Source organism: Psychrobacillus sp. PGGUH221 (assembly GCF_042055255.1).
Lineage (GTDB): Bacteria > Bacillota > Bacilli > Bacillales_A > Planococcaceae > Psychrobacillus.
In genome coordinates this window covers 118797-132739 of sequence record NZ_JAQMHQ010000008.1, presented here as the reverse complement: position 1 = coordinate 132739, position 13943 = coordinate 118797, and the positions used below count along the sequence as shown (strand labels likewise).

Here is a 13943-nt window from a genome sequence, read left to right as displayed (position 1 = left end):
TCACCATGTTCTATTTCTGATGACCTCATTAACATACTTCTTATTTATTTGTTGCTTTGTTAAATTTCTTCGAGATAAATGTTGCTATAAGATTGATTGCTAAAATAATTACTATTAAGACAATACCAACTGCAGCAGCAAGTTCAATGTCTCCAGACTCTTGTGTTACTAAATAAGAATGAACAGTTAATGTTCTAGCTGATGATAGAATGCTCTCTGGCATAGCTGCTACTGTCCCAGCAGTTAAGAATATTGCAGCTGATTCTCCAACAATTCTTCCTACAGAAAGGATAATACCAGACAAAATTCCCGGCATTGAACTTGGTAATATGACCTTATATAATGTTTGTAATTTTGTCGTTCCAAGTGCTAGTGAACCTTCACGATATGAACGCGGCACTGTTTTTAATGCTTCTTCAGTTGTTCGAATGATTACTGGTAACACGATAATCGTCAAGGTTAATGAAGCAGCTAGAATCGACATACCTAACTTTAACGTAGTTACAAAGAATACCGCTCCAAACAAACCATAGATAATGGAGGGAATCCCTGTTAAGCTTTCTGTTGCAAAGCGTATTAGTCTTACTAAACGCCCTTGTTTAGCATATTCTTGTAAATAAACAGCTGCTAATATTCCGATAGGTGTTGCAATGACTAATGAAATAAGAACTGTGTATATCGTTGTTACAATCATTGGCCAAATACCACCACCTCCAGTTGGAGAATAATCACCAAAGATGAAGTCGAAGCTAATCAAATTAAAACCTTTATAAAAGATAAATCCAACGATCATAACGAGGACGGCAACCGATAAGAAAGCTGATAACCATAGAAGTCCACGTAACAAGTTATCTTTAAAATGTCTCATCTTAGTTACCTCCCTTCGCACTTATTTTTGCTAATACAAAATTCAAAATTAATATAAATGAGAATAAAACAATTCCGGTTGCAAACAACATTTCTTGATGTGTACCGAATGCATAACCCATTTCTAATGCGATATTTGTCGTTAGTGGACGAACACTATCTGTTAAACTAGTTGGCACGATTAAACTATTACCAGCTACTAAGATAACTGCCATCGTCTCTCCAATTGCTCGACCTAAACCTAATACGATTGCCGTCATAATACCTGATTTAGCTGCTGGTACAATGACTTTAAAAATTGTCCCAATTTGTGATACTCCTAAGGCGTATGATCCTTCACGATATGTTTGTGGTACTGCACGAATCGCTGTCTCTGCTACCGTCACTATAGTTGGTAACATCATGATTGCTAGCACAAGAATAACAGCTAATAAGCTTTGTCCTTTTACTAAACCTAAACTGTTTTGTAAAAACGGAACAATGATTGCTAGTCCAAATACACCATATAATACAGATGGGATACCTGCTAGCAACTGAATTGCTGGTGAAATAATTTTTGCTATTCTTTTAGAGGCAATTTCGGCTAAGAAAATAGCTGTAAATAAGCCAATTGGGACTCCAATAATTAAGGCTCCAATTGTTGCAAATATGGATGCAACAATCATTGGGAATATACCAAATTTATCTTCACTCGGTACCCAATCACTACCCAAAATAAAGTCTATAAAGCTATAGCCCTCTGCTACAAAGGGATGAGCTCCTTTATAAAATACAAATCCAATGATCAACAGTAATGTTAAAACTGAAAGAAGTGCACAAAACAAGAAAATTCTTGAGGACACTTTTTCTAACATATACTTCCTTTTATTTGCTTTACCGATTTCTACGGCCTGCTTGTTAGTTGTTGGGATAGTCACTCTTTACTCCTCCAAGATTCCGTTAAAAATTATGTTATTTTCTTCTTTATCAAATACGCCTCGGCGTATTTGCGCCAAGATTTTTATCGAGCTTGCTCGATAAATTCCTCTAAAAATCTGTGGCATCCGCCGGAGGCTTTAACTTTATTCAGCAAGGGTTTGTGAACCCCCACTGAATTGATGCTATGCATTCATTTCACCACTTATAGAAAGTGAGGTACTTCTGCTGAATGAAGTTATATAGTTATTTATTTTACAGGGATTGCTCCTGCTTCAGCTGCAATGAGTTGTCCATCTTCACTTAAAATAAAGTCTATAAATCGCTGTCCTGCATCTGTTAATTGTCCTTCTTTATATACAAACAAGAACGGTCTAGACAAACTGTATTTACCTTGTAGAACATTTTCTGCATTCGCTTCTACACCACTAACATCGATTGTTGAAATCGATTCATCGATGTATTCAAATGAGATAAAACCAACAGCATGTTTATTGTTCGCAACAGTTGTTTTAATATTTCCATTACCACTTGCGATTATTGCGCTTCTGACTAATTCACCAGAGCTGTAGTCAACTATTTCTTGGAACGCATCACGAGAACCTGATCCATCCTCACGAGAAACAACTACGATCTCCATGTCATTTCCACCAAGTTCATTCCAGTTCGTCACTTCTCCAGTAAAAATCTGCTTTATTTGCTCCATCGTAAGGTCTTTTACTTTATTACTTGGATGAGTCACTACTACAATTCCATCATAAGCAATAACTACTTCATTCAAACCATTCGCTTTTTCCTCTTCTTTTAAATCCCGTGAAGACATCCCTATCTCCGACACTCCACTGATTGCGTTGGTAATTCCCGCAGAAGAACCAATTTGATTTATTTCAATATTCGTATTATCTTCCTCTGTATATTTTGCTGCTAATTTTTCAGCAAGCGGCCCTACAGACGTAGATCCTGAAATAGATACTGTAGCACCACTACCATCTGACACCTGTGTATCATTATCGTTATTGCTTGTACATGCAGATAGTACAGCAAGAATAGACAGCATTAATAATCCCATTTTTACTTTTTTCAAACTGATCATTTCTTACCTCCAAGAAATATGTTAGTAATTTTTCCATGACGTATTTTGTCTATTCTAGAATAATTGCATAGTGTAAATTTTCGACACGATATTTGTAAAGGTATTGTAAATTTTATTAATAACAATATGCTTTGTGTTAATTTTTGCTAAATATTTTAAATAAGGAGATAACTTATGATGAGTTTAAATTGAAATAATAATACTTCTTATTTATTTCAGTTTTTTATTAATAAATAAAATCGATTTAATTGGCACAGAAGGACTTATTGGACAAATCTTTTCCTTTGTTTCTCTTATTGCAGAAAAACCATATCCTTTACTCCAATAATTTATGTCTCCTTTTGAAATTCCATTTTCTGCATTATAATTAGCAATACTTTATCTTCATATACAAAATAAACATTATTCCTTATGCCCTATAACTAAATAGTAGAATTTTATCATTTTTAATAAAAATCACAATATTTACACTATATTTACCTTCTATTAACCTCGTATATATATTTACTTCCTATAATTCAAACCGTTGGACAAATAATTTTAGGAGGAACTTTCAAATGAAAAAAAGAGCAAAAAAGGCAATTCCTTTAATCGCAACAACCGTTCTTGCAACTACAGCTTTTGCAACTCAAGCTTTTACTACTAATGGAAATAGCCAAACAGTAGCTGCAAACCAATTAACACAAGAAGAAGTAAAACAAAGTAACGGTACTTGGCTTGCTGGTGATCATCACGTCCATAGCGAATGGAGTGTTGGTTGGGACAACTCTACAAATCCTCCTACACCTATTCAAGGTGGAGATGCTATTTACCCAATTGTGAAAAATGCAGAAAAAGCAACAGAATACGGACTCGAATGGGTTATGACAACGGATCATGGTGGTCCTAACCATTCAAAGGTAAATTTAGAGCAAGCTTATCCTGAACTATTAAAATCACGTGAAGCATATCCAGAACTAATTCAATTCTATGGAATGGAGTTTGATACACCTGCTGCAGACCATAGTACATTGATGATTCCTAAAGTAGATAACGAATCACAAATTCTTTATGATATCGAAAGTCAATTTAATAAACGCGAACCATACCCAAACGATGGTAGCAGAGATACTGAATCTACAATGATTGAAGCTTTAAACTATATGTTAACTGAGTTGGATGAGGACGAGCAGCCAATTCATATCGCTCACCATCCATCACGTTCAGCAAAAGGTGATGGCGAATGGGGGCAAGATACACCAGAGGAATTCCGTAATTGGAACGATATAGCTCCTAATATCTCCATTGGGATGGAAGGTGCTCCTGGTCATCAAGCGGCCGCATTAACTCCAGATGGTGAACTTGATGATGGTGCTCGTGGTTCATATGGTAACTACCCAACAATGGGCGGTTATGATCAAATGGCTGCTAAAGTCGGCGGATTATGGGATTCTATGCTTGGTGAAGGAAGACACTGGTGGATTACAGCTACTTCAGATTCACATGTTAACTGGCGTGATGGTGGTAGTGACTTCTGGCCTGGTGAATATTCAAAAACTTATGTAAAAGCAGATAAAGACTACGACGATATTATGGAAAGCCTTCGTGGTGGGAATGTATATGTAACAACAGGTGACCTAATTTCTGAACTTGATGTGAAAGTGCAAGCAGGTGGAAAATCTCCTATCTTTGCTCAATCTAAAGGAAGTTCAGCGACTTTAGGAGAAACTCTTACAATTCCAGGAAAATCTAAAGATGTAACGGTAACAATTCGCATCAAAGATCCAAATGCCGCAAATGCTAATGGAGATACACCAGAAGTAAAACGTGTTGACTTAATTATGGGTGAAGTTACTGGTAAAGTAGAAGATCGTTCAACTGCGACAAACCCAACTACGAAAGTTGTTAAACGTTTCACAGAAGAAGATTGGACAAAAAATGGAGAATACATTGAAATCTCTTATACTTTAGAAAATGTTGATAAAGACAGCTATATTCGTTTACGTGGTACGAACACGGATCAACTAGAACCCGAAACAGACCCTCGCGGTGAAAATCCATGGACAGATCTTTGGTTCTACTCAAATCCTGTGTTTATCAAAACTGCTAAATAATCTAGGAAACTAGTAAAAGACGAGGAGACACAGTCCTCCTTGTCTTTTCTCATTATTAAATGCTAAAAAGAATCAATTGAAAATGGAGTAGATTTTATGAGAAAGATATATTTAATTATTATATTAATACTTTCAATTACCACTACCCTTCAATCCCCTTCTGCCTATGCTCATACCAATAATAGTGAAGGTTACTCTCTTATTGAGGTTAATGATAATCATATCAATTATGAACTGAAGGTTGACCTCACAGAACTTGGTCATGCCATGAATCAAGAAATGGCACAGAAGCAATTTGACACGAAAATAGTTCAGGACTATGTCAATTCTCGTATTGAACTTTATGCGGATAGTGTAAAAGTAAAAGGAACGCTTGAAGCAACTGATGTTGAAACAATTAATGACAAACAGTTTGCTGTCATGAACCTAAAATACCAATTAGAAGACAACCCTGAAAAGCTAGTCTTAGATTATAATATGTTTCTAGATGATTCAGATCCAAGTCATGCCAATTATGCAACGGTTAAATTAGATGGTAAACAACAAGAAGGAGTTCTTACATTCGAGTCAAGAGAGCTTGAAATCGGTGAAGTGAGTTTTGTTCAAACTGCAACACAGTTTCTTTTACTTGGCTTAGAGCATATCTTTACAGGCTACGATCATATTCTGTTTGTTATTAGCTTATTATTTGGAGCAAAGACCATCAAAAATACATTCACTTTAGTAACTGCGTTTACGATTGCCCATAGTATAACTCTAATTCTTGCAACATTAGATATCGTACAGTTACCAGGTAGATTTGTAGAAGCTACAATTGCGTTGAGTATTATTTACGTAGCACTTATTAATATTTTTAACCCTGACTCAAAGCATCAACCATGGCTTGCCTTTGCCTTTGGTCTCATCCACGGATTTGGTTTTGCGGGAATTCTTTCAGAAATGCAATTAGATGGAAGTCACCTTGCCACGTCTCTATTATCTTTCAATATCGGGATTGAAATTGGACAACTGATTATTGTAGCTATCGTATTCCCTATTCTTCTGTGGTTAAAGAAAATAACTGTTAAACCAGCTAAATGGGTGATTCCTGGAGCTTCAGTAGCAATCTTAGCCTTTGGACTCGTTTGGTTTATGGAAAGAGCTTTTTAATGAAACAACTGTAAGAGATTTTTTTCTTAATAGGACCGACTCAATAGGCCAACAAAGCCTTTATTCATTAGTTGATAAAATTACATGTACTCACGAAGGTAAAATCCATATACACTATACCTTGTTAATCCGTTGCTTGAAGCATAATACTCTACTTAAAGAGGCATCTAGTATATGGTTAGTTACCCTCTTTTAAAATAAGATACGATCACACTCTCCTTAACAAGCAAAAAAGAACGAATTCCTCCGTCGAGAATTCGTTCTTTATTTATTACTATATTAACTTAAACCAAGCAACCGCTTCACAATGTGCAGAGTGTATGTGGCAACAAAAGAGTGTTGATGACTTTACAAAATTTATGTAGTAACAAAAAAAAGGGACAAATCAATAAGGAGTAAGATATCAAAAAACATTCTTGAGATATCTTACTCCTAATATTGAAATGAATCTATTTCTCTTCGTTATCAGTTTCCTCTGTTATATCCTTATTATAATTGTACTGAGAAGGATCAACTTTAGTAAAACCTTCCGGTGTATAGAATCTCAATAAGTCACCATTCACAACTTTATCAGATAATTGTAATTTATAATCTACTACTTTTTTATACTCATTCGCTTTTTCTAATTGATTATCATCTAGTGGTAAACCAGTTTTAGCATCATAGAATTTCCCATCAATTGAATAGATAGTAGGACTGACATAATCATCATTTCTAAACGTTACTACCTCATTATGTTCTTTTGATAATAAGTCGGTACCAAATTGAACATAATTTTGTGATTCAATTCCAAGTAAGTGTAATAAGGTAAGAAGAAGGTCAATTTGCCCTCCGTAAGTATGATTGACTCCACCTTCACCTTGCATTCCTGGGACGTGAATAATTAATGGTACACGTTGTAAATTAGCACTTTCATAAGGTGTAACTTCTTTTCCGATGATTTGTTCCATGGCTTTATTGTGATTTTCTGAAATACCGTAATGGTCACCATAAAAAACAAGCATACTGTTATCATATAAGCCTGACTTTTGTAATTCACCAATGAACTGTTCAATCGCTTCATCCGCATAACGAGCAGTTTGGAAATAATCATCTACACTTGCATCACCAGTATCAGCTTTACCAATTGTTGTTAAGTCTTGATTCATTTTATATGGATAATGGTTCCCAACCGTAATAAATTTCGAATAGAAAGGTTGAGGTAAAGTTTTTATTAGATCTAATGATTGTTCAAAGAATGGCTTATCCAATAAACCATATTCAGCCATATCTTCTTCAGAACTAGTGTCATAATAATTGGCATCAAAGAAATGGTCATAGCCAAATGATTTATAAATCTCATTACGATTCCAGAAACTTCCGCTATTACCATGGAATACAGCAGATGTATAGCCATCCTCTTTTAATATTGCAGGAGCTGCTTGATACGTATTCTGACCTTTTGTAATAAATGCAGATCCTTGCGGTAAACCAAATAAAGAGTTTTCAAGCATAAATTCAGCATCCGAAGTTTTACCTTGAGCTGTTTGATGGAAGAAGTTATCAAAGTATAGTGTATTCGGATCTTTAGTTAATGAATTTAAGAATGGCGTTACTTCTTCACCGTTTAATTTATAGTCAATCAAAAAGTTTTGGAATGACTCCAAATGGATATAGATGACGTTCATCTCTTTTGCTGCGCCAAAATATTCTGGGTTAGGCTCCGCATAGTTTGATTTTGTATAGTTAATAACTTCTGTCATATCATCGCTATCAGCTAAAACCCTTTGTGAAGAGGCCTTTATAGTTTCAGTAGCGTCATAGATAGTATAGTTATACATTCCTAAATACTTAACAATATAGCTTCTATCAAAACCACGAGTTAATAACTGTGGACGATCAAAGTTAGCTAGTCCTAAATTTAAAGCAGATATTCCTATTGCAAAAGCTATCACTGCAATTGCTTGTTTGTATCTAATTTTACTATTATCTTTTTGTATTTTTTTAGATAACCATAGGTAAATCAACAAAAATACATCAATAAAGAACAATATATCGTATGGTTTTAATAAAGAAATAACACTACCGCCTAAGTCTCCAAAGTTTTGCGTTTGAGTAATGGTTGGTAATGTAATAAAGTCACTAAAAAATCTATAATAAACTGCATTTGCATATAAAAGAATGGACATAAGAGAATAAATTACAACAAGTAATGCATATTTCCCTCGTCCTTTGAAAATGAATGAAAATCCAAGAAATAACATAGCTGAACCCAATGGATTCAAAATTAAAAGGAATTGTTGAAGGATTCCTTCTACCCCTAAATTAAACTGTGTTACTTGTATGATATATGTTTTAATCCATAGCATGAAAACGGCAAATAAATAAAAACCAAAAAACTTGTTTAAAGAGACAGCTTTTTTATTATATAAACTTTCCATTTATTCACCCTCCTATTAGTTTAATAATTAAGTTTTACATTAAAAGATTAATTTGGTAAAATATAATTTTACTATAATTTTTATAGAGCTAGTACATCCTACAACGTGTTCGCAATTCTGTCAAGTATTTATTTCTATATATTGTACCTTTGTTTATACTTATTGAATGGATATCTTGCCGTAAAGTGTCAATCATATTCAATGTTCATTATTTACCATAATAGAGGATTCTCTTTTATTTCTCATATAAGAAGACAAAAATAACGACTCTTAAAAATCTGTAAGTATTTATTAAATTATCAAATCAAAAGCGGATTCCAATATAGGAATCCGCTTTTGATTAAAACTATAACCGCTAATTATAAGTAATTTTAAATGTAAAGGATGTTTTTTTCAGGACTGTTTCTAATGTTCAAGACCTGCAATGCCGAAGCCCCCAGGTCCAGAGTGAGTAGAAATCATAGCGCCTGCTTGAATCCATATTACATTTTCAAAACCTGATTGATTTGCGATTTCATTCATCCGCTGCTTGATACTTTCACTGAGTCCGATTGAGTATATAAAATAAAGTCGTTCTCTATCAATGTTATATTGATTTAAATAATCTCGCATGAGTTTTTCGGCAACTCCACTCATTTCCCCACGGTATTTTCTAATTGAAACAAGATTCCCTTCTATTAATTCAATACAAGGTTTTATTTTTAACAATGCCCCGCCGAGGTAAGCAATATTACTAACGCGTCCACCAGCTCTTAAAAATTCTAAGCTGCCGGGTACGAAGGCCAGTCTTGATTTAGGAACCTTTGATTTTATTTTTTCTATGAATTGTAAAGGTTCAATTGCAGGTTCTTTCTCTAGCATAGTAACCGCATCCATCACAATTGCAGTTAATCCACCAGTAACATTCAAAGCATCAATTAAGAAAAGATCTTCAAAATCTTCTGCCGCAATTAACGCATTTTGAAAGGAAGAAGATGCTTTTGATGTATAACCAATGTGAATAATGATGCTTTCAGGAAAATTTTCTCTAATTCTCGTGAAAAATTCTTGATATTCATGAACATTAGTGGCCGTTGTAGATGGTATCTTTTTTGTGCGATCATGAAAGTCATAAATTTCTTTTACGGATAGATCACCATCTAAATAGTCATGTCCATCCATGATGACATGCATCGGCACCACCTGAACATCATGTTTGTCTGCTAAATCTTTTGGTAAATCCGCTCCACTCTCTGTCGATAAAATAATCCTACTCAATTGTACATCCCCCTAATTAACACACTACGATTTACTCTAACTATACACTAAATGGGAAAATCATTCGTTAAATCTTCAGAAATTTTTAAACTTTGAAAGACTTCGATTTCATACAATGCTCTATTAGTATGAAGAGAACACACTATTAGGGTACGCGTGAACTCTAGTGGGAAAATATCACACCAATAAAAAAATTCTAATTTCGTAATAGTTTTTACGAAATTAGAATCAAATTAAAAAGTATATTTACTGGTACTTGAACTGAATCCCGATGAATACCTCAACATTGATCTGAAGTACTCGGTGCATTCGAGATTGTACCCAAGAAGCTAACAGCATAGTAAGGTCATGGCGTAAACAGTTTCCAATGCCCTTCGGATACAACTTCGACCGCTCCATCGATTACTTTGATAGCGGTTTGATCATCAATTGCATACGCCGGCCCTTGCATCCCATTGGCCCATCTCTCTGCAGCAGCCATCGTGTTTCCCGGCAGCATCTCGTGATCCAGGTGCGGAAACATAGCAAAGTCGACCAGACTCAGCGTTTCATCACCAACATTGGGTGGAGTCCAGCCAACGAAGTATTCCCCGATGTTAGGTGCCATCACCATGCTCCCAGCACTCATTCCCACATAGACTGCGTGCAGCGACGGCAAGAGGTCTGCCAGCCCGGATTGCCGCATCCAGTGGCACAGGTAGAGGGCGTCGCCGCCCGCCACCAGCAGGACGTCCGTCTCCCGAACCAGCGGCACCCAGCGGTCTTCGTCGATGCTTGGCAGCGCTGTGAGCTCAAGCACGCCGACGGACTTCCAGCCCAGGTCGACCATGGGATTCTCGGAATTCCCGCTGATGAACTGCCAGGCATTGACTCCGGGGCCGACCCAGGGGTGTCCGTACATCGCGGTGGGAATGCACAAGGCGCTAGACTCGGCAATCGGTTTGTCCAGCATGTCAACCAACGCGTCATGAATGCTTTTGTTATTGATGCCTGCAGATGTAAGTAGAAATTTCATAACTTACTCAACTCCTCGTCTTTGTGTGCGTCTAACGTTTGCAGCTGCATGCTGCAACTTAATGTTTACTTCAGGGTGTAGCATGAGTCAAGAAAATTCTAAGTAGATTTGTAGTTTTCATAAGGCAAATGGGTCCCACTCGCGGGTTAATAAGTACCGATAACAATTAGTTTGATCAAACACAGCATGCATTTTCATTTGATAACTCCTATGAATGAAATAATTGGTAATTTCCATTTTCTAATTCTTAAAGTCATTAAATACTGAGCCATGATGTTTAGGAGCATTGACATAGAAACGTGAACTAGTGTGAGTGAAGCTTATGAACTCGGTTAAATATTGTCCAATCGTAATTGTTTTCACAATCACTCACCTTATGGTAATTATTCGATATTATTACGGAAAATCCTTCAAAAAAAGTACCATTCCAGTTAGGAATGGTACCAATTGAAGAAGTTGTATAGAACTATAAGGAAGCAAATAGTAAACTGATTACTTATCAATGTAGTGTTATGTCGCTAAATTCAAATAGAATAACGTAAAATAATTACCGTTTTCCCTTTTTGTGCAGTACGCTCAAAACTGGGGATTTTTGCAAAGGTTGAGGGGGTAAATCCCCCTTAATCATTTTTGAAAATTAACTGTAAAACGCACTCCACATGTGTTGAGTGTATGTGGCAACACAAGGGTGCTGGTGGGTTTAGTACATTTTTTAAGACCTTTTTCTTTCAGAAAACAGACTTGATCAAACTAAAACAAAAGTAAGTAAAACGTAACCTTTTTGAAGATAACGCAAAGCCACGAATCAAACAATAACAAAGGTTGCCAGCAGCAAAGGAACTTAAAACTGAATAAAATAAGTACACATGAATTGATGGGATTCATTTTTTCTCTAACTTTTTGAGAGGTACATCATTTCACTGTCCCCATCCCATCAACCTTCTTTTTCAAAGTTATCAAGCAATGCACGCACTTCATCTGTTGATTTCGTGCTCATCAATTGATTTCTCAATTCACCAGCTCCACGGAATCCTTTGACATAAATTTTGAAAAAGCGATGAAGCCCTGTGATTGAACGTGGTAGAGCTTCCGCATATTGATCTTGAAGATCAAGCTGCAGTCTTAAAAGATCAAGGTACTCTTTACTGCTATGCTCTTTTGGCTCTTTTTCAAAAGCAAAAGGATTTTTAAAAATACCTCGCCCGATCATAACGCCATCAATACCATATTGTTCAGCAAGCTGCAGCCCAGTTTGACGGTCAGGAATGTCTCCATTGATTGTTAGTAGTGTATTTGGTGCGATACGGTCACGTAATTTTTTGATTTCCGGAATTAGCTCCCAATGCGCATCTACTTGGCTCATTTCCTTTCTTGTACGTAAATGTATAGAAAGGTTCGCAATTTCCTGTTTTAAAATATGCGTTAGCCACTCCTCCCACTCATTTACATCGTTATAGCCAAGTCGTGTTTTCACGCTGACAGGCAGTCCGCCCGCTTTTGCTGCTTGAATAAGTTCTGCCGAAACGTCTGGACGCAGAATAAGGCCACTACCCTTCCCTCTCGATGCCACATTCGGTACAGGGCAGCCCATATTAATATCGATGCCTTTAAATCCTAGCTCTGCCATGCCAATACTCATTTGACGGAAATATTCGGGATTATCTCCCCAAATATGTGCCACCATTGGCTGTTCATCTTCTGTAAAAATCAAACGGCCACGCACACTTTTCATTCCTTCTGGATGACAATAGCTATCCGAGTTTGTAAACTCGGTGAAAAATACATCCGGTCTACCGGCTTCACTTACTACGTGACGAAAAACAACATCTGTCACATCTTCCATTGGTGCAAGTACAAAAAATGGTTTCGGTAAATCCTCCCAAAAATTTTCTGTCATATTTAAATTCAAATCCTCTCATTATGGTTACTTTAACACTTATGCCATGTGTAATAATTAATAGATTAAGTCCACCAGTACCTAATAGAGTTAGGTATATCTGTGGACATTCGAGTTAAAGGTATTAAATCATTTTTAAAGTATAACCTAGCTTTATTAATTTATCTTCACACAATGTCATTTTATACTTTTAACAAATTTTCTCCTACAATATTAGCTTGATTTATATGGTAAATGTAAAAGCAGATTATTTAGAAATACATTATCGTACTTCTAAACCATCTGCTTTTTATATTCATTTTAAATTATTGTTCCATTATAAAAAACTCCTGCTTTTTTACCCCACCCAAACCCGCATTCCACCGTTACCCGTTAAAATAAAGTCCTGCCAACAAACGCTATTTTCACACTTTTTCGATCATGTTTTGACCGTTTTTCCAACCTTTTTTCACACTTTTTGTTCCCGTTTTTTTCGAGTTGCAATAAAGTTGTGCTTCCCCTCTTTTTCCTCAAACTGAGTAGGTATAAGGGTTTAGGGGCAAGGAAATAGGTAAAAAGAGCAGGTGTTTATTTTAACTCCGTCGGAGTTGGTGGCAGATGTTTATTATATGTGTTGCTGTTTATTGTGGGGCTACATAGAAGAGATAAGGTTAAAATATAAGGTTATATTAGATTTATAGGTGATTTTGTATAGAAAAATGAGCTTGGAGAAGAATTTCAAAGCTCATTCATCAAGTTAGAGATTCTTTGTAAAGAACAGTAATTTAATAGAGAAGCACCATACTGTTAAGCGTTTTTCAACAACGCATCGTTTTAAAAATTTTTTTTAAAATCTAACCTATAAAATCCAATAGTGTCGCCCCGATAATCATGGTAATTAAATTGTATAACCAATTTTCCCTTAAAGCTTCAAAGATACCTTGTGGTGTCAAACCATAAATTTTATACCATTTAGAATTTGTCTTTAAGCTTTTATCTTATACCTTCTCTAAGATTGAATTCATCATGTTTACTTTACGTAATGATGAATGATGAATTTGAACATACTTCTTTTCTTCAAAGGCAGTTGACTCTGCTTCACCATTTAAAAAATCTTTCATCGTAATATTATTCTTTTCTGCTAATTTTGCAAATCGAGGGTGATCAATATAATCTCCACCATAGATATCTTTTAGTTTATCAGCTAAATCAATTTTGTTTTCGTTTGGAATATTAACTGGCCCACAACCTACTACCT

General features: G+C 35.7%; 10 protein-coding genes. 2 read left to right on the top strand and 8 right to left on the bottom strand.

Annotation, left to right across the window (positions count from 1 at the left end; translation table 11 throughout):
- Positions 1 to 40: 40 nt before the first annotated feature.
- The 3 genes from pstA to PGC35_RS14505 form a co-directional block, all read right to left on the bottom strand.
- Positions 41 to 868 carry a phosphate ABC transporter permease PstA gene (gene pstA / locus PGC35_RS14515; RefSeq protein ID WP_056833103.1) on the bottom strand — a complete coding sequence of 276 codons (828 nt, stop codon included), beginning with the start codon at positions 866 to 868 and terminating at the stop codon, positions 41 to 43.
- Between the two features lies 1 nt (position 869).
- Positions 870 to 1784, bottom strand: a complete 915-nt coding sequence (pstC, locus tag PGC35_RS14510; protein ID WP_375219680.1) for a phosphate ABC transporter permease subunit PstC — start codon at positions 1782 to 1784, stop codon at positions 870 to 872.
- Positions 1785 to 2032: 248 nt separating this feature from the next.
- Positions 2033 to 2875, bottom strand: a complete 843-nt coding sequence (locus PGC35_RS14505; protein ID WP_375219679.1) for a phosphate ABC transporter substrate-binding protein — start codon at positions 2873 to 2875, stop codon at positions 2033 to 2035.
- 557 nt (positions 2876 to 3432) lie between these two features.
- On the opposite strand from PGC35_RS14505, the gene PGC35_RS14500 reads away from it, so the two are divergent.
- Both PGC35_RS14500 and PGC35_RS14495 read left to right on the top strand, forming a co-directional pair.
- The gene (locus PGC35_RS14500; RefSeq protein ID WP_375219678.1) at positions 3433 to 4968 is read left to right on the top strand and encodes a phosphoesterase; all 1536 of its coding nucleotides are present in this window, start codon (positions 3433 to 3435) and stop codon (positions 4966 to 4968) included.
- A gap of 96 nt (positions 4969 to 5064) precedes the next feature.
- Positions 5065 to 6117, top strand: coding sequence for a HupE/UreJ family protein (locus PGC35_RS14495; RefSeq protein ID WP_375219677.1), 1053 nt, complete (start codon positions 5065 to 5067; stop codon positions 6115 to 6117).
- A gap of 449 nt (positions 6118 to 6566) precedes the next feature.
- Here PGC35_RS14495 and ltaS read toward each other — a convergent pair whose 3' ends face one another.
- The 5 genes from ltaS to PGC35_RS14470 form a co-directional block, all read right to left on the bottom strand.
- Entirely contained in the window at positions 6567 to 8537 is a 1971-nt protein-coding gene (gene ltaS, locus PGC35_RS14490; protein ID WP_375219676.1) for a lipoteichoic acid synthase, read from the bottom strand.
- Positions 8538 to 8942: 405 nt separating this feature from the next.
- Positions 8943 to 9794, bottom strand: a complete 852-nt coding sequence (locus PGC35_RS14485; RefSeq protein WP_056833425.1) for a DegV family protein — start codon at positions 9792 to 9794, stop codon at positions 8943 to 8945.
- A gap of 346 nt (positions 9795 to 10140) precedes the next feature.
- Positions 10141 to 10809, bottom strand: a complete 669-nt coding sequence (locus PGC35_RS14480; RefSeq protein ID WP_375219675.1) for a Type 1 glutamine amidotransferase-like domain-containing protein — start codon at positions 10807 to 10809, stop codon at positions 10141 to 10143.
- Between the two features lie 934 nt (positions 10810 to 11743).
- Positions 11744 to 12706 (bottom strand): tRNA dihydrouridine synthase, encoded by a 963-nt coding sequence (locus PGC35_RS14475; RefSeq protein WP_275790022.1) that lies wholly within the window; start codon positions 12704 to 12706, stop codon positions 11744 to 11746.
- 977 nt (positions 12707 to 13683) lie between these two features.
- Positions 13684 to 13806, bottom strand: a complete 123-nt coding sequence (locus PGC35_RS14470; RefSeq protein ID WP_375219674.1) for a hypothetical protein — start codon at positions 13804 to 13806, stop codon at positions 13684 to 13686.
- Positions 13807 to 13943: the final 137 nt, after the last annotated feature.

What these genes read in the sequence shown, in the direction of transcription:
- pstA (WP_056833103.1), bottom strand. Translation starts at nt 868, where the DNA reads ATGAGACATTTTAAAGATAACTTGTTACGTGGACTTCTATGGTTATCA.
- PGC35_RS14505 (WP_375219679.1), bottom strand. Translation starts at nt 2,875, where the DNA reads ATGATCAGTTTGAAAAAAGTAAAAATGGGATTATTAATGCTGTCTATT.
- PGC35_RS14500 (WP_375219678.1), top strand. Translation starts at nt 3,433, where the DNA reads ATGAAAAAAAGAGCAAAAAAGGCAATTCCTTTAATCGCAACAACCGTT.
- PGC35_RS14495 (WP_375219677.1), top strand. Translation starts at nt 5,065, where the DNA reads ATGAGAAAGATATATTTAATTATTATATTAATACTTTCAATTACCACT.
- ltaS (WP_375219676.1), bottom strand. Translation starts at nt 8,537, where the DNA reads ATGGAAAGTTTATATAATAAAAAAGCTGTCTCTTTAAACAAGTTTTTT.
- PGC35_RS14480 (WP_375219675.1), bottom strand. Translation starts at nt 10,809, where the DNA reads ATGAAATTTCTACTTACATCTGCAGGCATCAATAACAAAAGCATTCAT.
- PGC35_RS14475 (WP_275790022.1), bottom strand. Translation starts at nt 12,706, where the DNA reads ATGACAGAAAATTTTTGGGAGGATTTACCGAAACCATTTTTTGTACTT.
- PGC35_RS14470 (WP_375219674.1), bottom strand. Translation starts at nt 13,806, where the DNA reads ATGAAAGATTTTTTAAATGGTGAAGCAGAGTCAACTGCCTTTGAAGAA.